Here is a 21,418-nt window from a genome sequence, read left to right on the forward strand (position 1 = left end):
TTCATTTAAAATGGGTTAAGAAATGTTTGGAAGACTTACAGATCCTACGGCAGGTGCTTTTCATGCACTTGCACATGAACCGATCGTTTTATATACGTGTATTGCGATTGTTTTGGTTGGTTTAATTGCTGTTGTTGCTCTAACAGCACTTGGGTGGTGGGGGATTTTATGGCGAAATTGGATTACAACGGTTGACCATAAACGCATAGGCATTATGTATATCGTGCTTGGCATTATCATGCTTGTTCGTGGTTTTGCGGATGCGATTATGATGCGGACCCATCAAGCTTTTGCTCTTGGGAGTGAGACAGCAGGTTATTTGCCCCCTGACCATTTTGATCAAATTTTTTCGGCGCATGGCACGATCATGATTTTTTTCATGGCTACGCCTATTTTATTTGGTCTTTTTAATTATCTTATACCGCTTCAAATTGGTGCGCGTGATGTTGCTTTTCCCTTTGCAAATAATCTAGGTTTTTGGATTACGGCTGCAGGGGCAATATTGATTAACATATCCCTAGGTGTTGGGAATTTTGGTCGTGGTGGTTGGTTGATGTATCCACCTTTTTCAGAATTGCAAACGAGTCCAGATACAGGGGTGGATTATTATTTATGGTCGCTTCAACTTTCTGGTATAGCAACAACAATGGGGGCGGTCAATTTCGTTGCGACTTTGATTAAGATGCGCGCTCCTGGGATGACGATGATGAGAATGCCTATTTTTTGTTGGAGCGCTTTTGTTAGCAATGTCCTTATTTTAGTTATTTACCCTGTTTTAACTGTAGCATTTGCACTCTTGGCATGCGATCGTTATTTGGGCATGAATTTCTTTTCTAATGTTGGTGGCGGAAATCCGATGGTATGGATTAACTATGTTTGGGTTTTTGGTCATCCTGAGGTTTATGTTTTGGTTGTTCCTGCTTTTGGAATTGTTTCCGAGGTTGTATCAACTTTTTCTTCAAAACGCCTCTTTGGTTATACTTCCATGATATGGGCTATGGTGGTTATTTTGATTCTTTCGCTTCTTGTTTGGGGACATCATTTCTTTACAATGGGTGGCGGTGAAGTTGTAAATACCTTCTTTAGTATTGCGACGATGATCATCGCAGTTCCAACAGGTGTAAAAGTCTTTAATTGGCTGCTTACGATGTATAAAGGTCGGATTCGCTTTGAGCCTCCGATGCTTTGGTGCATGGGAATGATCTTTACGTTTGTTGGTGGTGGATTAACCGGTGTTTTATTATCTATTGTCCCTGCTGATTGGCAGTTTCATAATTCGCTCTTTTTGATAGCACATTTCCATCATACAATTATTGGAGGTGTTGTTTTTGCTTATTTAGCCGGGCTTGCTTTTTGGTTTCCAAAAGCTTTTGGTTATAAACCAAATCGCATGCTAGGTATCGCATCTTTCTGGTGTTGGTTTATTGGTTTTTACCTTGCCTTTTTCCCCGTTTATGCGCTTGGTTTAATGGGTGCGACACGTCGTCTTCAGCATTACATGGAACCTAGTTGGCAGCCGATGTTTATTATTGCTGCTCTAGGTGCTTTTATTATCTTACTTGGTATCCTTTGTTTTGTGTTACAGGTTGTTTTGGCAATTTGGTACGGTATTAAGCATAAAGGTCACTTACCGGTAACGTTAAATGATTCTTGGGGTGATGCACGTACACTTGAATGGTTTACCTCTTCACCGCCTCCTTCCTATAATTTTGCTCTTCTTCCAAAGATACAGTCTGATGATGCTTATTGGAATATGAAGAAAAGTGGTTATCAACGCCCGACAAGTGGATTTACAAAAATTCATATGCCATCGAATACATCGGCTGGGATTATTGCTGGCTTCTTCTCATTAGTTGTTGGTTTTGCGCTTGTTTGGCATATTTGGTGGCTTGTTGCGGTCGGACTGGTTGGTTTTATTGCAACGCTTGTGTGTCATTCATTAACAGGTGATCACCATGGTTATTATATTCCAGCTGAAGAAGTGCAAAAAACTGAAGATGCTTTTACAGCTGTTCTTAAAGAACAAGGAGTGACAGTATGAGTGCTGTAACAATGAATAATGCGAGTACTGTAGATGAACTTCACCACGATAGTAACTCGGTAATGACGTTTGGTTTTTGGGTCTATATTCTTTCAGACTTAATCCTGTTTTCGACACTTTTTTCAAGTTTTGCTGTCTTTTCTGCTTCTTATGGTGGTGGTAAAGCAGGCAATGAGTTTATTGATTTAAAGTTTGTTTTGATTGAGACCGCTTTTTTATTGTTTTCATCCGTCACTTATGGCTTTGCAATGGTACAAGCACATAAAAACAACATCGGTGGTGTGCGTTTATGGATGGCTATAACCTTTGTATTTGGGTGTTGTTTTATTGGTATGGAACTTTACGAATTCCATGAGCTTTTGAGTGAGGTATTTTATTACGATCCAAATGCTTATGCGGGTATTGAACCTTCAACAGGTTTGCAACTTTTTGGACGGGAGATACTTTCTGCTTATTGGTCGGCATTTTTTGCTTTGGTTGGTACTCATGGACTTCACGTAAGTGTTGGTCTTCTTTGGATGGTCGTGATGTTTTTTCATCTTCGTCGTCATGGTTTGGATCAGAATAATAAAACACGTTTGGCATGCCTTTCCATTTTTTGGCATTTACTTGATATTGTATGGGTTGGTGTTTTCACCATGGTTTATCTATTAGGAGCGTTGTGATGAGCATGCAAAATGAAACACATGGTCCCAGTACTGGTTCCTATTTGGTCGGTTTTATTCTGGCTGTATTTTTCACTTTGGGTTCTTTTATTCCTGTGATGTATGGAATGATGGAAAGTTGGGCAATTAGTACAAAGGTCGCGTATCTTATTGGAATGGCAATTATTCAGATTATAGTACAAATTGTTTTCTTTTTACACTTGAACTCTGGTCCAGATGCCAAGTGGAATTTAAGCGCTTTATGGTTTGCTGCTATTTGCGTTTTTGTTATTATTGGGGGAACTTGGTGGGCTATTTCCCATTTGAATTATAATATGATGGGTGGTTCAGGACGTGTTGTTGAACCTGAAATATCAGGTGTAGATGATTCTTCAGTATCTGATCAGTTATCAAACAAAGATGTATCCGTAAGAAAACAGCCAGAAAAAATACAGGGCTCAGAAGTTTCGATTGAGCAAGGTGCAAGTACGCAAACTCCTGTAGATCAAGTTCCTGGTTCAGAAATGCCCATGGGGCAGGGTCTAGGTACGCAAACTCCTGTAGATCAAGCACCTGATTCAGAAATGCCTATGGGGCAGGATCTAAGTACGCAAACTCCTGTAGATCAAGCACCTGGTTCAGAAATGCCTATGAGGCAGGGTCTAAGTACGCAAACTCCTGTAGATCAAGTTCCTGGTTCAGAAATGCCCATGGGGCAGGATCTAAATACGCAAACTCCTGTAGAGTAGTTGTTAGAAATATCTATAGAGCTGATGCGGCATGTATCAGCTCGTAGAAGGAATTCGTAGGATATAAAGAAGGGGATAAGTACAAGATATCAGTGGAATGAGTATCATTATTTTGAATACACTTTTAATTTAAAAGAGAAATTCCAAGGGGTATTTAGTCAAGCTTTAATTTTGAGATAAATAGCTATTTGTAGAATATACACAAAGTGATATTTGTAAAATTTACTACAAAGAAAGAGAATGTGAGAAACAAGTTTTTATGTTGTATAAGATAAAAAAAGCTACGAAGCAGTAATGTTTTTAGGTTTACAGAATTTATATTAAAGATAGCATTAAAGTTATTTATAATAATAATATGCAATTGAAATCAAAAATTTAGAAAATAATCAGAAAACTTAATGAAACCCGTTGTAATGACAGTTATTGGTGCTGGTTCTTTTGGTACTGCATTAGCGATAGCTCTTGCCCGTAATGGTCATAATGTTTTACTTTGGGGATATAGTCCTCAACATATCAAAGAATTACAGGAACAACGCTGTAATCAAGTATATTTACCCGATATTCGATTTCCTGAAAATTTATTACTTGAAGCTTCGCTTGAAACTGCAATAATGGCAAGTCACAATATATTAATCGCTGTTCCAAGCCATGTATTTCATCAAGTTTTGTATAATATTCAGCCTTATTTAGATCAGCATTCACGCGTTATTTGGGCTACAAAAGGTTTAGAACATGGTACTGGACGTTTCTTACAAGAGGTTGCTCGTGAGATTTTAGGTGAAAAAATTCCTTTAGCTGTTTTTTCTGGACCAACTTTTGCTCAAGAACTCGCTATTGGATGGCCTACTGCAATGACGATAGCAGCTTCTGATGTTGAGTTTGGTAAAGAATTGCAGCAACTTTTTCATTGTGACAAAAGTTTTAGAGTTTATAAAAGTTCAGATATGATTGGCGTTCAATTAGGGGGAGCAGTCAAAAATGTTATTGCTATTGGTGCAGGAATATCAGATGGCATAGGTTTTGGGGCAAATGCACGAATAGCTCTTATCACACGAGGACTAGCTGAAATCAGTCGTTTAGGAGGAGCTATGGGTGCTGAGCATTCCACATTTATGGGAATGACAGGCTTAGGTGATCTGGTTTTGACATGTACTGATGATCAGTCGCGTAATCGCCGTTTTGGAATACTTCTTGGTAAAGGAATAGACATAAAAGAAGCGGAAAAACAAATTGGTCAGGTTGTGGAAGGGTACTTAAATACTAGGGAAGTACATACGTTGGCGCAGCGTATTGGGGTAGAAATGCCCATTGTAGAACAAATTTATCAAATTCTCTATTGTGGTAAAAACATAACTGAAGCGGCAAACACACTGCTAAGCCGCGCCCTCAAGGACGAAATAAACTGATATTTTGTTTTTTTAAAAATAATTCCAATCGTAAAAAATAGAAATATGTTATGAAGCATATAAAATAGATTGTATTGATGGTTGTATAAGGCAATCATATTCCAGCAAATTATAGATTCAGACCATTCGATTTTTTATAAAATATGGCTGAAATATAAAAGTTTTGGCTTTTGTCGAAGAGCTATCTCTTTGAAAATAGATTATCATTTCCACTTATGCATGTTTATGTAATGTAATGAACAAGATATTTTGATTATCTCTTAAATTCATCTCACAATGATATTTGCAAACAGAATAATACAAGACTTATTAGGTAGAAGTATCTTATTTATGTAACGTATAAGCTAAGAATATCGGGGCAGGGATATTGTGTATTCTCTGTTTTTGTAATTCTTTAAAACAAGAAGACAATCTAATTTGGGAAGAAGATGAAATTGTAAAGATGAAAACCAATTCTCATCTTTACAATTATTTTTAAATTCAGTTTTACGCTATCGAAAGCAATATCTTTTAAATAATGGAGATTATCTCACACCTTTATTTTTTCATTTTCTAATGAAAGCATTTCTTTGATGTGTCAGGTAAAATAGAACGCCCAAAAAAACCGATTGTTGTTGTATATTCACGCGTTTATTTTAAAGAGACCTCTCTTAAAACCCCAAAGCCCAATTCGTGACGGGGACCGTGAATAGTATAGCGATAAAGCCATTGTGCGCATTCCTATCTTTACGTTTATGAAGGAAGGAAGCTGAGCATCATTACCCCCCTCGATGTTGAGACAGTTCTTGGCAATTGAAGTTGTTCAGTAGAGATATTTACGCCTTTTATTTTCTCACATGTCAATTCTGTTTTTTATATGCAAGAAATGATTTTTGGAATTACAACTTTAAAAGTCTAAGATTGAAAAAGTGTTATTGTACTTGTTTGTGGCTGTCATCTAAACTGAAAAATAATGTGATTATAAAGATAACAAATTGATTTATATGAATAATTCATTTTATTTTGTATTGAGTTAATTAAAAAATATGTGTTTCCTTGTCACAAGCGGGTTAGTATGTGGATAAAAATTATTAAAAATACTTCTAATGAATCATCTCAAGTGTCAAGGGTTGTTTTAACATTAGAACATGGCAAGTAAAATGACGGTGTCGGTTTGTCATCTGTATAAACATTAAAATGGTGGTAAAAAAGGATTTTATGTACTTCACAGGGGTTTTTATACGTTCTACAGGTATCATTGTGAAATGAAATGGCGTGCATTGAGAGATATCTTTAAAAAAATGCATGAAGGAGCAACAACTGTAGTGTTTTTGGGCGTTCTCTTTTATCTGATACATTAGAGAAATGCTTTCATTAAAGAATAATAGTAAGATGAACGATTGATTTCTTTACGCCTTCATATTTCTTCCTAAATTAGATTGCATGTACGTTTCAAGAATAAATCAAACGGTAGGCAATATTTTCCTCAATCTGGTATACAAAAGCTGAAGCTAGGAATTTTAATAATTCTCTAATCTCTGTTTCAAACTGGGTGGCATGAGGGCTGGATATTGATTTATAAGCAAGGGCAAAAGCATATGCTTTAGTAAGGTAAATAACGTCATAAAATACAATATTTATCAACCATGGATTGAAGAAATATCCTAGCTTTTTATAAAATACTTTGCAAAACAAGGCATCGTACATTTTGTTTTGTATTCACTTATTCTTACAAATATTTGCACACATGCCTTACGTCATATTATTAGTAAGTCAATACACTGTTATATAGCTGAGAAAGTTTCAATACCCAACTAAAGCACTATACACATGATTTATTTTACTTTTTAGTGCAATGAAATAAAATTTATCCTTCTTGGGAATCGTCACTTTTTTTTAGTTCTTCAAGTATTGGCATAGACATGATGTTATAGCCTGAATCAACATAATGGATTTCACCTGTAACACCTGATGATAAGTCAGAGAGTAGATAAAGAGCAGATTTTCCAATTTCATGAATATTTACGGTACGCCGTAATGGGGCATTACGGCGTTGATGTGAAAATATTGCCCGTGCAGCTGCAATGCCATTACCTGCTAAAGTTCTAACAGGACCAGCGGAAATCGCATTGACACGGATATTTTGAGGACCAAAGTCCGCTGCTAAATAACGGACCATAGCTTCTAAAGCTGCTTTAGCAACACCCATGATGTTATAATTAGGCACAACTTGCTGTGAAGCACCATAGGTAAGAGTTAAAAGTGTTCCTCCATTGGGCATAAGCTTACCCGCACGCTGGGCAATTTCAGTAAAGGAATAAGCTGAAATAACCATCGTACGTTGAAAGTTTTCACGTGTTGTAACATCAACGTAACGCCCTTTTAGCTGATTTTTATCTGAAAAACCAATGGCATGGACAATAAAATCAATAGTTTTCCATTCTTTTTCAAGTTGCTCAAAGACGTACTCAATATTTTCACTTTTTTCAACATCGCACTCTAGCACTAATTTGCAGCCAAGTTTATCTGCTAGAGGCTGAACACGTTTTCCAAAAGCATTTCCTTGATAAGTCAATGCTAATTCAGCTCCTGCTTGTGCAAGCTGACAGGCAATGCCCCAAGCAATTGAATGGTCATTCGCAATTCCCATAATAAGGCCACGTTTGCCCTCCATCAAACCTTTCATATTATTCTCCGTAAGACCGTGCTTTTTTCAATTACTAAGAACTTTTGTTTATTCATAGCGTTGGAAAACAAGCGTTGCATTGGTACCGCCAAAGCCAAAAGTATTTGACAACACGGTATTAAGTTGTTGATGATCGCGGCGTTTACGAACAATTGGCATATCGGCAAAAGCTGGATCAAGTTCTTCAATATGAGCACTTTCACAAATAAAATTATGATTCATCATTAACAATGTATAGATTGCTTCTTGAACACCAGCTGCACCCAAGGAATGTCCTGTTAGAGATTTGGTAGCGGAAATGGGGGGGCATTGATCACCTGCTCCGAAGATACGACGGATAGCTTCTATTTCAGGGGGATCACCAACAGGAGTTGCTGTCGCATGGGGATTGATATAATCAATTTTATTATTGACTGTTACAAGGGCCATGCGCATGCACCGTTCCGCTCCCTCTCCTGATGGGGCAACCATATCATGCCCATCGGATGTCGCACCGTATCCAACGATTTCTCCGTAGATTTTTGCACCACGTGCTTTAGCAAGTTCTAAATCTTCAAGGACTAAAACGCCAGCCCCTCCAGCAATGACAAAACCATCACGATTAACATCATAAGCACGTGAAGCTTTGTGAGGGATGTCATTATATCTGCTGGACATAGCACCCATAGCATCGAATAAAACAGATAGTGTCCAATCCAAATCTTCGCAGCCACCCGCAAAGACGCGTTTCTGCTTACCATATTGAATCATCTCGTAAGCATTACCAATACAATGATTTGAGGTAGCACAAGCTGAAGAGATTGAATAATTGATCCCCTTTATTTTAAAGAAAGTTGCTAATGTTGCAGATGCTGTAGAACTCATCGCTTTAGGGACAACAAAAGGTCCAACACGTTTTGGACCTTTTTGGCGTGTAATATCAGCAGCTTCTACGATTGAATGTGTTGAAGCACCTCCAGAACCCATAATAATACCCGTGTGTTCATTCGATACTTCATGCGGTTCTAGACCCGCATCAGCAATTGCCTGATCCATGGCGATATGATTCCATGCTGTTCCACGCCCATGAAAACGTAGAGCACGTCGATCTACGAGTTCTTCTATATTAATATCGGGTTTACCGTAAACTCTGCTACGAAAGCCTAATTCGGCATATTGAGGTGCGTAAGAAATTCCGGATTTTGCTTCACGTAAACTGGTTAAAACAGCTCCAGGGTTATTTCCAATCGCGGAGACAATTCCCATACCGGTTACAACAACTCGACGCATTCATACCTCCTCGTTCCATACAGAATAGTGAAAAGTTCTTTCTAATGGAAATAACGTTTAATCTTCTTTGAATAAAGCAACGCGTAAATCATTCGCCTTATAAATAGTCTCTCCATCTGCTTTTAGCCACCCATCAGCTATTCCTAAGACTAAATTTCCACGTCGAATACGCTTAAAATCTATTTCATATTCAAGAATTTTGGTTTGTGGAGTTACCATCCCTGATAACTTTACTTCACCTGTTGATATCGCTCTTCCTTTTCCTGGTTCGCCTAGCCAACCAAGAAAAAAACCTGTTAATTGCCACATACCATCCAGTCCGAGACATCCTGGCATGACGGGATCGCCTATAAAGTGACAATTAAAGAACCACATGTCAGGTGTAATGTCAAATTCGGCGCGAACCATCCCTTTATCGTATTTACCATCAGTTTCACTAATTTGAGTGATTCGATGAATCATCAACATTGGCGGTGCTGGCAATTGCGCATTACCTCTACCAAACATTTCGCCGCGAGCGCAGCTTAGAAGCTCTTCATAAGTGTAGCGAGACTTTTGTTCAGCCATTGTTACTCCATTTATTTGCATATATCTTTATTTCTGCGCTTTTCCCAACCTACTTTTAGAGCAAATTTTAAAGAGAGGGAAATGATTTTATATCATTTTTAATGACAAAAGCCTTTTTTTATGTATTCTACATAGGTAATTATTTAAAAATGGAATACAAGATTACACCATACTATTCCCATTTTTTTTGTATTTTGATCTTATTTAGCAGGAATATATTTGGGTTTGTAATATGTCAGTGAGTGCAGACAATTTAGATATAAATGAAGAGCAACAGTTCACAAAAGAGTGTGAAAAAATTGTGCAATATTATTCCATTTCTATGTTAGAAAAACGTTTGCGTCAAAATGGTCTGCGTCCAACACGTCAGCGGGTGGAACTTGCGCATATGATTTTTTCCCAAGGAAATCGTCATATTACTGCTGAAGAGCTCTATGAGGAAGCTGTGAGGGCAAGTGTACCTGTATCTTTAGCAACGGTTTATAATACGCTTCATCAATTTACGGAAGCGGGATTATTACGGATCATTGCCGTAGAAGGCTCAAAAACTTGGTTTGATACCAATACCTCTGATCACTACCATTTTTATATAGAAGGCGAAAATCGTATTCTTGATATTCCTTACAATTTGGAAGAAGCTCCCATTATTAGAAATTTGCCTAAGCCACCAGAAGGTATGGAAATTTCACATGTTGATTTGATCGTGCGATTGAAACCAAAAAATCAATCTTGTGATAGGCAGTGAAGATATTCAATGAGGAATAAAAATTAAATTTAATGAATTTGAGCGTTCACCAACCTTTTACTTTTTCATCAGGATAGATTCCCCATAACTGGGGTTGCTGAAGCCATCCGCGCGTATTATTAATGTTTAGTTCGCACCATTGTCCATCACATTGGCGGATGTTACCAATGACGTTAGGTTCTACTTCCGCCACAAGTTCTGCGTTGTCGGTGGGGTTTTTTCGTAGCATCAGCCTTTTTGTTTTATCTTTTTGCCATGGAATAGTTATAGCGGTTCGCTTTCCCGATAAAAGCGATTGATACACCCATCCCTCATCGCCTTCTGCATCACGAATTTTGCGCCATTGATCATATTCTTGAATGATTTCAATAGGTAATCCCTTCTTTTTGTAGGTAAAAATGATAGAATAGTTGCTTCCTGGTCCGACGCGTACATTAACGCTGGTGGGTTTAATCGAAGCAAATCGCGGAAGGGGTAAACCACTGGGCCCTAAATTTTGATTAAATGTTTGTGCATGCAACAAATGAGGTGCCCCCAATACAATGACTGCTGCTATTAAGATACATGATGCGAGTATTGAAACGCGAAACCAACGAGAATTTTGCACACCGAACTCCTTTATTTCGTCATATATTGGAAATTTAAAATCTGAAAGATAAGACTGGAAACTGATAAAAAGTATGACACACTGCTCGTTAAAGAGATCTAAACGATGAGCAAATTGCTACAAAAATATCAAAATAAGGAAAACAAAAGTTTGTATTTCTTAGTGCTTATTTTGTTTATGAGGGGATAGATATAAATAAACATTGGATTTTTATGTAGCTGTACGCGTGATAAAACAGTAAAGCATACTGGAGTCGTAGCAGTTTTTGTACAGGAAATTAGGGCTAACGTATTGCATCTCTTTTCTAGGTTTGTTTCTCGAAGTAAAAGTACATGTATGCATATTATGAACAAAGCTGTTCAGTAAAAGGGGTATCGTGTGGCATGAAAAAAGTTTTGAATGGACAAAATAATACGATAAATAAAATATTTAAGCATAAAAATATGAGCAACATTATAGAGTAGATTGATATGTGAAGGGCTAATTTTAACAGGACACTTTTTCGTGATAATCCATTTTATAAAATTTGCTATACCATAATCTTATACCATGATAATGCTTATCTGTATGGTAGATAAGGTGGCTCCATCGTTCTATTTATCAGCTTTTAATGCTATGCAGTTCCTATTATTTAGGGTGTTCATAAGAAGCATTTTTGTTTTGCAATCTAACCTAGGATGTTCGAAAGATGTAGAATGTTTAATGACAAAAAAGAAAATCATCATGAAATTGGTACATAAAAAACAGTGAGTTAAGAGATATCCAGAAGGAGAAGAATTATAGCAAAAAGTGATAACGAAACACCCTGCACTCCATTCACATAGGAACAAGTCACTTAAATATCTAAAGTGTAGTTTGTTATCTGTTTTTGAAATATAAGAGTGAAATAAAAACCACCTCTATGATAGAAACCTTATTATTTTCAAATAACTAACATATTAGACAACATTGCACACGAAAAAATACACACAAGCAATTTATTAAAACCGCTTATGAAAATAAAACCTTCTCGTAGCTTATTATCTATTGCTTATGCAATTATATAATATCATAAAGTATATTACTTCGCCGCAACAGTTCGTCCGTTACTAACAAAACCTTCTCTTTGCGCACGCTTACGAGCAAGCTTACGTGTACGACGAATAGCCTCAGCCTTTTCACGAGCACGCTTCTCAGATGGCTTCTCATAATAACTACGCATTTTCATTTCACGGAAGATACCTTCACGCTGCATCTTTTTTTTCAACGCGCGGAGCGCTTGGTCAACATTATTATCACGAACGAGTACTTGCACTATCTATCCTGCTTTTTTCAGTGTCATAAATGATAGGAAAAACCTACGTCCTTTTAAAGGCATATCCAAAAGGACAAGCACCTATATCATATAAAGAAGGCATTTGTCTATATAGCTTTTTAAAATTCTATTCTTTTTGCAATAAAACGCTTTTTATAATGAATGATAGAATTTACGGTTATAAATTTATGAAAGTCCTTGTATTTGATCATTTTCGTCAAGATGAATTTTTTCAGCTGTGGGATAATGGGGTAATCCCGGCATGGTCATAACATCTCCACAAATGACAACAATAAAGCCGGCTCCCGCACAGAGACGAACTTCTCGTACGGGAATTTCAAAATCAACAGGAGCTCCATATTGCTTGGGATCAGAGGAAAAAGAATAAGGTGTTTTTGCCATACAAATAGGGTAGTCCCCAAAACCTTCTTTTTCCCAAGATTCAAGTTGTTTGAGAATAGGGGTTGGGATGATGGCGCCACGTCCACCATATAGTTTTGTTATAATACAATTAATTTTTTGAACGAGTGGAATATTATCTTGATATAAAACTTTAAAATGAGAATGTGTTTCTTCAATCAAGGTAACGAGTTCTTGTGCAAGTTCTATAGCGCCTTTTCCACCTTGTTCCCAATGCTTACAGATAATAGCTTTGTGTCCAGTTGTTGCAACTATTTTTTGTAATGTTTTTATTTCAGCATCGCTATCGCTGTCAAAATGATTGATAGCCACAACACAAGGAATACCGTAGTGCTTCATATTTTTTATGTGTCGTAAAAGATTGGCTGTTCCTTTTTCTAAAGCGGTGATATTGTCTTCTGTCAGGTTATTTTTATCCACACCACCATTCATTTTTAATGCACGAATAGTTGCGACGATCACTGTAGCATTTGGTACAATACCTGCTTGTCTGCATTTGATATTGAAGAACTTTTCTGCTCCAAGATCTGCTCCAAACCCTGCTTCTGTGACAACATAATCAGCAAGTTTTAAAGCAGTTTTTGTTGCTATAACTGAATTGCAACCATGAGCAATGTTGGCAAAAGGTCCTCCATGAACGAGAACAGGATTATTTTCAATTGTCTGTACGAGATTGGGCTGTATAGCATCTTTGAGAAGAACTGCCATTGCACCTTCCGCATTGAGATCAGCAACGGTGATGGGTGTTTTATCATAACGATAAGCAACAATAATTTTTTTGAGTCTTTGTGTAAGATTTTCTAAATTTTCAGAGAGACAAAGAATTGCCATAATTTCTGACGCAACAGTAATATCAAAACCTGTTTGGCGTGGAAAACCATTTGTTATGCCTCCCAATGAAATAACAATATCGCGCAATGCACGGTCATTCATATCAAGAACGCGTTTCCAAACAATGCGACGTGGATCAATGTTTAGAGTATTCCCCCAATAAAGATGATTATCTATCATCGCGGCAAGAAGATTATGAGCAGCTGTAATAGCATGAAAATCACCGGTAAAATGTAAATTAAGGTCATCCATTGGAACGACTTGCGCATAACCACCACCAGCAGCACCACCTTTTACACCAAAACAGGGACCTAAAGATGGTTCTCTCAAGGTAGCTATTGTTTTTTTACCAATAAGATTAAGAGCATCATTTAGTCCAACTGTTGTTGTTGTTTTTCCTTCTCCGGCAGGTGTGGGATTGATGGCTGTGACGAGGATAAGTTTACCATCCGGATTTTTATTAAGCGATTTTATGTATTCAGAAGAAATTTTAGCTTTATCATGGCCATAGGGAATGAGATTTTCATGTGAGATACCAATTTTTTGTGCAATTTCAATAATATGCTGCTTTTTAGCAGTGCGAGCAATTTCAATATCTGTTTTAGGCATGGAAAAATTCTTTAAACTTAGCTTTTATTAGTGTTCAGGATCTGTACCCCATGAATTAATTAGAAAAATTCATAGAGAACAGAAAGTATTAAGATATCATAGAAGTCGATGATAGGCTATGCAAGAGATAATGCTAAAGAAGCACAAGAAGAGTCTTATTGTTTTTTAGGAAAAAGAATCTCTCTGCTTTTAAGCAGTAAAAATACGTTTAATTCAATTAAAAATATTTCGAAAAGAAGCTTTGGTTTGCAATAAAATGCCGATGATATTAATGGATACCATAAATGTTTGATGGTGGTACATCTGAAGTGCCTCTTAAGATGGAACTGCTAGGAATAAAATATTCAGAAACATCCAATTATGGAAAAATTAGAAATCAGCACGTGAAAAATTACCTGACTGATTAGAGAGTATAATCTGGAAGAGACCAATAACAAGCGCATAGATTGAAAAAAGAAAACAACAACACACGCTACTCACGCAATCGCTACGATTATTAGCTAACAAAAGCACCTTGGGGCTGCATTGAAGGACTCATAACATCCTATTCTAGCAAAATAGCTAAAGAAACGACTCACAACAGAATGAAATAACAAAATGCAAAAAAATCAAAGATAGGTAAAAATAAATCACAAAATAAAGAATTTAAAAAGCCTGACTTTATAAGTAAGGTATTATATTGATAGATGGCGCACCCGAAGAGATTCGAACTCCTGACCCCCAGATTCGTAGTCTGGTGCTCTATCCAGCTGAGCTACGGGTGCATACATTTCAATTTTTTACATTATCTAAGACAAAGGGTTCCTAATCGTTTCATTAAAGAAATGCAAGTGAAACTTGAGGCGTCATAAAAAAATCTCTCTTTTTTATGAGATATTTTAAAAAAGGATATAATATATTATGGTTTCAGTTGGTTTTGATATGATCATTTTTGTTGTGACCGTACAAAGCAAAATGAACGATAGTTAACTTGACGTTTTAATCTATGAAAGATAGTCAAGTAGAGATGAGGTGTGTTTTTGCGGTGAGGGGTAAGATATATACACCCGCTGTTTGGTTTTTTTTGTAAAACGCCGATATTACTGTTGAAAACTATTTCAGATGAACATGACACAGCAAGGGTGGATGTATGGCGTTATTAAAAAAGAGCTTCCCATTGGTGTTTTTAATCGTCGTTTTAACGGTTACTTATTGGGCTGGAAAAAAGAGTGTAGAACAACCAATTTCTATGGTGAATAAAACAAGAGTATCATATAAATCTTCAAAGGAAAAAATGGGAAGACCACCGACGAATGTTGTCGTTGATCTTGTAAAAATACAAGATTTTTATGAACAACTTAACGTTCTTGGGAGTGGAAAAGCTCTTGCAGAGGTTGAGCTTACTCCTTTATCCTCAGGTGTCATTGATAAGCTTTTTGTGTCAGCTGGTACAAAAGTACAAGTCGATGATGTGATTGCAAAGCTTGATTCTAAAAAAGAAGAAATAGCGGCTGCAAAAGCAAAAGTACAACGTGATAATAATGCGTTAACGCTTTCGCGCATTCTTAAATTACGCGCTAGCAATACAGCAACGGAAGTTCAAGAAATTACGGCACGCTTAGAGTTGGATAACGCAAATTTAGTTTTGCGTAATGCTGAATTAGATCTCGATCGACGAACAATTCGTGCCCCGATTCCTGGAGTTGTTGGTATTTTGCCCATTGATGTGGGGAATAATGTGACCCTTAATACCGTAATAGGGCGTATTGAGAATAGAGAACGTATTTTGGTCAATATATGGGCCCCTGAGCGATATGTGTCGCGCATCCATAAAGGAGATGAGGTAACGGCAACATTAACTGCGCAGCCAGATAAATCTTTTGTTGGCCATATTTATGCGATTGATAATATTGTTGATCCAGAAAGTCGCACGCTTCATGCTCAGGTTGAAATCAATAATGAAAAAGATACGCTCATGTCTGGGATGTCCTTTTCTGTTGTATTGCAATTTCATGGTGGTTCTTTTCCTGTCGTTAATCCTCTTGCGGTTCAATGGAATAGTAAAGGGTCATTCGTTTGGCGTGTGAGAGAAGGAAAAGTAGAGTCTATTCCCGTATCAATTATTCAGCATAAAGCGGATCAGGTTTTCGTGAAAGCTCCCCTAGAAAAGGGTGATCAAGTTGTCATTCAAGGGGTGCAAATGCTTTATCCAGGAAGTAAAGTAACTATTGATGATCCAAAGTCCCATCAACAGCAATTATCAGCGGTTTATGGAACGGATATACAATGAACCAAGAATTGAGCACAAAACAGCCTATGTCAAAGGTGGAACAAGGTGGTCTCATTGCCTTATTTATTCGCAGACCGGTTTTTACTCTTGTTTTAAATGCTATGATCATCATTGCAGGATTTGCAGCATGGTTGAATGTTGATGTAAGAGAATTACCCGATGTTGATACTCCAGTAACAACGGTTGTGACGATGTTTTCTGGTGCGTCAGCAGAAACCATTGATCGTGAAGTAACAAAAGTTATAGAAGATGCTGTTTCTCGTGTTTCAGGTGTTAAGACGATTTCTTCAACATCGTCTTTTGGACGCTCTCGTGTGCAGATTAATTTTAATGTGGGTGTTGATTTGAATGTAGCGGCATCTGATATTCGTGATGCTCTGTCTCGTATTGCTTATTCTTTACCAAAAGATGCGGATTCGCCTTTGATTATTAAAGCAGATTCGAATGCTGCTGCTATGATGTATTTGGTTGTGACGTCACCAACAATGAGTGTTGATGATTTAACCACGATTGTAAACGATCAGATTGTTGATGCAATTTCTGCTGTTGATGGTGTTGGTGATGTACAGGTTGATAGTGCTCGCACAAAGATTTTTCAGATTGATATAGATCAAGCAAAACTTGCAAGTTATGGATTAACTGTAGCAGATATTTCACGTGTTCTTGCTGATATGACAACGGATGTGCCAGTAGGATCATTACGAAGTTCTAAGCAAACTTTAGTTGTTCGTGCTACTGCACGTTTAACAACACCAGAATCTTTTGAACAAGTTGTTTTAAAACCTCGTGTGCATCTTGGTGATGTTGCGCATGTTACTTTATCGCCCGATATAGAAACGGTTATTCTTCGTATCAATGGAAAGACAGGTATTGGATTAGGTATTGTGCGGAAAGCACAATCCAACACGCTTAATATTTCTCAAGGTGTAAGAGCCGTTGTTGATAATCTCAAAAGTATTGTTCCTTCTTCTGTACATATAGACGTTATTAATGACGATGCAATTTTTATTAAAAGTGCCCTTCATGAGGTTGAGGTTGCGTTGGTCATTGCTATTTTGAGCGTTATTTTAGTCATTTTTCTTTTTCTCAGAGATATTCGTGTAACACTGATACCTGCTTTATCTCTTCCTGTTGCTTTGATTGGTACCATTGCAGCTATTTATCTTGTAGGATTTTCATTGAATATTCTCACATTTTTAGGACTTGTTTTAGCAACAGGGCTTGTCGTGGATGATGCCATTGTTGTTCTGGAAAATATTGTTCGATGGCGCAATATGGGGTTAGGTTCCAGAGCTGCAGCGGTGTTAGGAACACGTGAAGTTTTTTTTGCTGTTGTTGCAACAACATTGACTTTAGTGGCTGTATTTGTTCCTATTTCCTTTCTTCCTGGGCAAGTTGGAGGGCTTTTTAGAGAATTTGGTTTTGTTTTGGCAATTTCTATTTTGCTTTCTTCAGTTGTTGCCTTAACGCTTTGTCCCATGTTGGCTTCACGTTTTCTCAAAGAACATATTGAGGAGAAAGAAGAAAAGGCCCATCATTTTACTTTTTTATATAAATTAGGTACTTTTCTTCATAAGGCATATACTTACAGTTTGCATAAGTGTTTAGAAAAGCCTTGGTCTGTTGTTTTTGCTTCACTTATTTTTGCGGGTCTTTGTGTTGGAGGCTATATGAAGCTGCAACAGGAATTAACCCCAGCAGAAGACAGAGCTCTTATCTTTTTGGTCATTAATGGACCACAAGGTATTTCAACACAATATTTAAACGAGCAGGTAGAGCAAATTGAAGCAAGTCTACAGCCATTACGTGATGCAGGGGAGATTGCTAACAGTTACTCTATCGCGGGCATTGGTGGTTCACCCAATACTGCTTTTTTGGTTTTATTGCTTTCATCTTGGGATGAACGTTTACGTAGTCAGCAAGAAATTGTGAAGGATGTTAATGCAAAGGTTAAACAGTTTCCCGCAGTTTTTGTGTTTGCTGCGCAGGGAAATTCTCTAGGTGTGAGAGGAACTGGGCAAGGGTTACAATTTGCAATTCTTGGCAATGATTATGCAACATTACAACCCATTGCTGATAAGCTGATGAGTGCTTTACAAGATGATCCGCGTTTTATTCGCCCACGCCTTACTGTTGATGCAACACAACCGCAATTTTTTATTGAAATCAATCGAAAAAAAGCCTCCGATTTAGGGATTGATATCACCAATTTAGGCGATACATTACAAGCAATGTTGGATGGTAAAAAGATTGGTTCCATTAACGTGGATGATCATTCTTACGATGTTAAATTAATATCGCGTACAAATTCTATGAAGAGTCCTAGCGATTTAGAGAATATTTTTTTAAAGACTAAAGACAATCGATATGTTCCTTTATCGGTTATTGCGCGTTTACATGAAAAAGCTATCGCCCCCCAATTAAAACGGGAAAAACGCATGAGTGCTGTTATTTTAAGTGCAAATCTTGCTCCAGGTATCGCTTTAGGGGAAGCTTACCAAATTGTACAGAAAATTGCTTCTCCTTTGTTGTCAAAAGGAATCTACGTGGTTCCCTTAGGGGAAGCCGAAACGCTTAATGAAACATCTTCCAATTTTATGATTGTTTTTGGCATTGCCTTTTTGATTATTTTATTGATTTTGGCTGCTCAGTTTGAAAGCTTTATTTCAGGATTCATTATCATGGCTACGGTTCCATTAGGGATTGGTTGTGCTGTAATTGCTATGCTATTAAGTGGTGTGAGTCTAAATATTTACAGCCAAATTGGACTAATTTTGTTAATTGGCGTTATGGCCAAAAATGGTATTCTCATTGTTGAATTTGCAGATCAATTACGAGATCAGGGAAGAAGCGTGCGTGAAGCCGTAGAAGAAGCAGCAAATATTCGACTTCGTCCAGTTTGTATGACAATGATTTGTGCCATTTTAGGAGGTATTCCTTTGGTTTTAGCCAAAGGTGCTGGCGCAGAAGCTCGTATAGCTTTAGGTTGGGTTATCGTTGGTGGTTTAGGTTTAGCAACTATTTTTACGCTTTATGTCACACCGGTTGTTTATCTTTTTTTGGGACGGTTTATAAGACCGAAAGCAGAAGAAGATTTACGCTTAACAAAAGAACTCAATCAAGTTAAATGATGTATCTGATAGAAAAGATTTGAAAGTTTATTCTTGTAAAAATATCATTTTTGGACCTTATTCTTTTATTTTGTATATTCCTTCATTTTATGTGAGCAGTGAAATAGCGAGCAATAAAGGAGACGCTTTCTGCTTTGTTATTGTTTGGGTATAGATTTCATTATCAATAACCGTATAGGATAAGCTTATGGGAGATAGCTTTTTGATTCGAAATGAAAAGGCTTTTGAAGCCACATTAAAAGCTTTAAGAAACCATGCCGCAAAGGATGGAGTCTATGATATTCGTCGCCATTTTGTAGAAGATGGACAGCGTTTTTCCCATTTTTCCCTCAGACTTGATGATCTTCTTTTTGATTTTTCAAAATGTGGTGTGACATTTAAAACATTGCAACTTCTAGATGATTTAGCTGTCGCAGCAGATGTGTTAGGCCGGCGTGATGCAATGTTTTCTGGTAAGGCGATTAATACAACTGAAAAACGCTCAGTTCTTCATATTGCATTACGTTTACCTGCTGATGAAATTTTCATGTTGGATGGTCATAATCTTATTCGCGATATTCAAGATGTCCTTGAAGATATGGAAAGATTTTCTGAAAAGGTGCGTGATGGCAGCTATAAGGGAAACAGTGGCGAGAGAATAAGTGATATTGTCAATATTGGTATTGGTGGTTCTGATCTTGGTCCTGCAATGGTCACATATGCTTTAAAACCTTATCATGATGGTCCACAGTGTCATTTTGTTTCGAATGCTGACAGTGCTCATATTTCTGATACTCTCTCTATTTTGAATCCAGCAACAACGCTGTTTGTCATTGCTTCTAAAACTTTTACAACGGCTGAAACAATGATAAATGCTCAAGTTGCACGACAGTGGATTTGTTCACATTTAGGAGAAGAAGCCGTTGGTACGCATTTTGTTGCTGTTTCAAGTGCGCTTGATAAAGTGGCAGAATTTGGCATAGATTCCACAAGAGTTTTTAAATTTTGGAATTGGGTTGGAGGACGTTATTCAATTTGGTCAGCCATTGGACTTATTGTTATGTTTGCAATAGGTGGTGGAAATTTTCGCCAATTTCTCAATGGTGCTTTGCAAATGGACCAACATTTTAAAACTATGCCTTTGCATAAAAATATTCCTATTCGTTTTGCTCTTTTAGGGTTCTGGCATCGTGTTATTTGTGGTTATTCATCACGTTCTATCATTCCTTATGCACAGCGTTTAATACATTTTCCAGCTTATTTACAACAGCTTGATATGGAATCAAATGGTAAGCAAGTCTCTCTGGATGGAAAACCATTAAGTTTTTCAAGTGGTCCAATTGTTTGGGGGGATTCAGGCACAAATAGTCAACATGCTTTTTTCCAGCTTCTGCATCAAGGAACAGATATTATTCCTGTAGAATTTATTTTATTTATAAAAGGGCATGAGAAAAATTTACATTCTATGTATGAGATGTTGCTAGCAAACGGTTTAGCACAGTCGAAAGCATTGATGAAGGGGCGTAGTATTGAAGATACTCGGCATATCTTGATAAAAAATGGAGTTGATGAGGATGAAGCAAATCATTTAGCACTTCATAGAAGTTTTAAAGGAAACCGTCCTAGCATTACGCTAGTTCAAGATTTATTAACACCTTTTGCACTCGGTCGTCTTATTACGCTTTATGAACATCGTACTTTTGTTGAAGGGATTTTAATGAATATTAATTCATTTGATCAATGGGGTGTTGAACTTGGTAAAGAATTAGCAAACGAGTTACTACCAATTCTTCGTGGCGAAAGTAAAGCGGATAATCGTGATAGTTCAACATTAGGGTTGCTAGCACATATTCAAGAAAGACGTGCAAAATAAATATGATTTTACAGTAGTTTTTGTACTAACTAAGCAAAAGTAGAATGAGAAAGAAATATGAGATAATTCTTCAATTTCACTATGCATTCTCTTATTATCTGAACTAGATTTATGTAACAAAAAATCAAAAAAGTGCAAAAGTTGTAAAAATAAAAATTTATTTGCAAAAACGATATTTGAAGACCCTTTGCCTGTAGTTTGACAGTAGGTTTTATACTAAGTGGGAAGAGGTTGGATTAGGTAGGAATACGTGGTAATTTGTTGTTTTTATGGTTATTTTTTAGCATTAAATGCGGGTTTTGTCAAAATAGATTTTGAC

General features: G+C 37.1%; 15 protein-coding genes and 1 tRNA gene. 9 read left to right on the forward strand and 7 right to left on the reverse strand.

Annotated elements, in window-relative coordinates; all coding sequences use genetic code 11:
• The first annotated feature begins 22 nt into the window (after positions 1 to 22).
• From cyoB to gpsA, 4 genes are all read left to right on the forward strand, one after another.
• The gene (cyoB, locus tag PVV60_RS00800; RefSeq protein ID WP_273722468.1) at positions 23 to 2,041 is read left to right on the forward strand and encodes a cytochrome o ubiquinol oxidase subunit I; all 2,019 of its coding nucleotides are present in this window, start codon (positions 23 to 25) and stop codon (positions 2,039 to 2,041) included.
• Complete coding sequence (locus tag PVV60_RS00805; protein ID WP_273722469.1) at positions 2,038 to 2,706, forward strand: cytochrome (ubi)quinol oxidase subunit III; 669 nt, start codon at positions 2,038 to 2,040, stop codon at positions 2,704 to 2,706. Before cyoB ends, PVV60_RS00805 begins: the two co-directional genes overlap by 4 nt.
• Positions 2,706 to 3,434: a cytochrome o ubiquinol oxidase subunit IV gene (gene cyoD / locus PVV60_RS00810; protein ID WP_273722470.1), complete on the forward strand. Its 729-nt coding sequence runs from the start codon at positions 2,706 to 2,708 to the stop codon at positions 3,432 to 3,434. The genes PVV60_RS00805 and cyoD overlap by 1 nt, the downstream gene beginning before the upstream one ends.
• A gap of 398 nt (positions 3,435 to 3,832) precedes the next feature.
• On the forward strand, positions 3,833 to 4,840 hold the full coding sequence (gene gpsA, locus PVV60_RS00815) for an NAD(P)H-dependent glycerol-3-phosphate dehydrogenase (protein ID WP_273722471.1): 1,008 nt from the start codon (positions 3,833 to 3,835) through the stop codon (positions 4,838 to 4,840).
• 1,846 nt (positions 4,841 to 6,686) lie between these two features.
• Here gpsA and fabI read toward each other — a convergent pair.
• Genes fabI through fabA form a run of 3 tightly spaced genes read right to left on the reverse strand, consistent with a single transcriptional unit; the run spans position 6,687 to position 9,341 of the window.
• Positions 6,687 to 7,505 carry an enoyl-ACP reductase FabI gene (fabI, locus tag PVV60_RS00820; protein ID WP_273722472.1) on the reverse strand — a complete coding sequence of 273 codons (819 nt, stop codon included), beginning with the start codon at positions 7,503 to 7,505 and terminating at the stop codon, positions 6,687 to 6,689.
• Between the two features lie 48 nt (positions 7,506 to 7,553).
• The gene (gene fabB / locus PVV60_RS00825) at positions 7,554 to 8,774 is read right to left on the reverse strand and encodes a beta-ketoacyl-ACP synthase I (protein WP_273722473.1); all 1,221 of its coding nucleotides are present in this window, start codon (positions 8,772 to 8,774) and stop codon (positions 7,554 to 7,556) included.
• A 57-nt stretch (positions 8,775 to 8,831) separates the two neighbouring features.
• Positions 8,832 to 9,341, reverse strand: a complete 510-nt coding sequence (gene fabA / locus PVV60_RS00830; protein ID WP_273722474.1) for a 3-hydroxyacyl-[acyl-carrier-protein] dehydratase FabA — start codon at positions 9,339 to 9,341, stop codon at positions 8,832 to 8,834.
• 232 nt (positions 9,342 to 9,573) lie between these two features.
• Between fabA and irrA the strand changes: the two genes are divergently transcribed.
• On the forward strand, positions 9,574 to 10,086 hold the full coding sequence (gene irrA / locus PVV60_RS00835; protein ID WP_273722475.1) for an iron response transcriptional regulator IrrA: 513 nt from the start codon (positions 9,574 to 9,576) through the stop codon (positions 10,084 to 10,086).
• Between the two features lie 46 nt (positions 10,087 to 10,132).
• On the opposite strand, the gene PVV60_RS00840 is transcribed toward irrA, so the two are convergent.
• From PVV60_RS00840 to PVV60_RS00850, 3 genes are all read right to left on the reverse strand, one after another.
• Complete coding sequence (locus PVV60_RS00840) at positions 10,133 to 10,693, reverse strand: SH3 domain-containing protein (RefSeq protein WP_273722476.1); 561 nt, start codon at positions 10,691 to 10,693, stop codon at positions 10,133 to 10,135.
• A gap of 1,060 nt (positions 10,694 to 11,753) precedes the next feature.
• Complete coding sequence (gene rpsU, locus PVV60_RS00845) at positions 11,754 to 11,987, reverse strand: 30S ribosomal protein S21 (RefSeq protein WP_273722477.1); 234 nt, start codon at positions 11,985 to 11,987, stop codon at positions 11,754 to 11,756.
• A 186-nt stretch (positions 11,988 to 12,173) separates the two neighbouring features.
• Positions 12,174 to 13,847: a formate--tetrahydrofolate ligase gene (locus PVV60_RS00850; protein WP_273722478.1), complete on the reverse strand. Its 1,674-nt coding sequence runs from the start codon at positions 13,845 to 13,847 to the stop codon at positions 12,174 to 12,176.
• Positions 13,848 to 13,955: 108 nt separating this feature from the next.
• Between PVV60_RS00850 and PVV60_RS00855 the strand changes: the two genes are divergently transcribed.
• Positions 13,956 to 14,102: a hypothetical protein gene (locus PVV60_RS00855; protein ID WP_273722479.1), complete on the forward strand. Its 147-nt coding sequence runs from the start codon at positions 13,956 to 13,958 to the stop codon at positions 14,100 to 14,102.
• Positions 14,103 to 14,534: 432 nt separating this feature from the next.
• Here PVV60_RS00855 and PVV60_RS00860 read toward each other — a convergent pair.
• A tRNA-Arg gene (locus PVV60_RS00860) sits at positions 14,535 to 14,611 on the reverse strand.
• A gap of 365 nt (positions 14,612 to 14,976) precedes the next feature.
• Between PVV60_RS00860 and PVV60_RS00865 the strand changes: the two genes are divergently transcribed.
• The 3 genes from PVV60_RS00865 to pgi all read left to right on the forward strand — a co-directional run bounded on the left by PVV60_RS00865 (position 14,977) and on the right by pgi (position 21,099).
• Complete coding sequence (locus tag PVV60_RS00865; protein WP_273722480.1) at positions 14,977 to 16,116, forward strand: efflux RND transporter periplasmic adaptor subunit; 1,140 nt, start codon at positions 14,977 to 14,979, stop codon at positions 16,114 to 16,116.
• Positions 16,113 to 19,247, forward strand: coding sequence for an efflux RND transporter permease subunit (locus PVV60_RS00870; protein ID WP_273722481.1), 3,135 nt, complete (start codon positions 16,113 to 16,115; stop codon positions 19,245 to 19,247). Before PVV60_RS00865 ends, PVV60_RS00870 begins: the two co-directional genes overlap by 4 nt.
• 187 nt (positions 19,248 to 19,434) lie before the next feature.
• Positions 19,435 to 21,099: a glucose-6-phosphate isomerase gene (gene pgi / locus PVV60_RS00875; protein WP_273722482.1), complete on the forward strand. Its 1,665-nt coding sequence runs from the start codon at positions 19,435 to 19,437 to the stop codon at positions 21,097 to 21,099.
• Positions 21,100 to 21,418: the final 319 nt, after the last annotated feature.

It is taken from the genome of Bartonella sp. AU18XJBT (genome assembly GCF_028618595.1).
In the GTDB taxonomy this organism is placed as follows: Bacteria; Pseudomonadota; Alphaproteobacteria; order Rhizobiales; family Rhizobiaceae; genus Bartonella.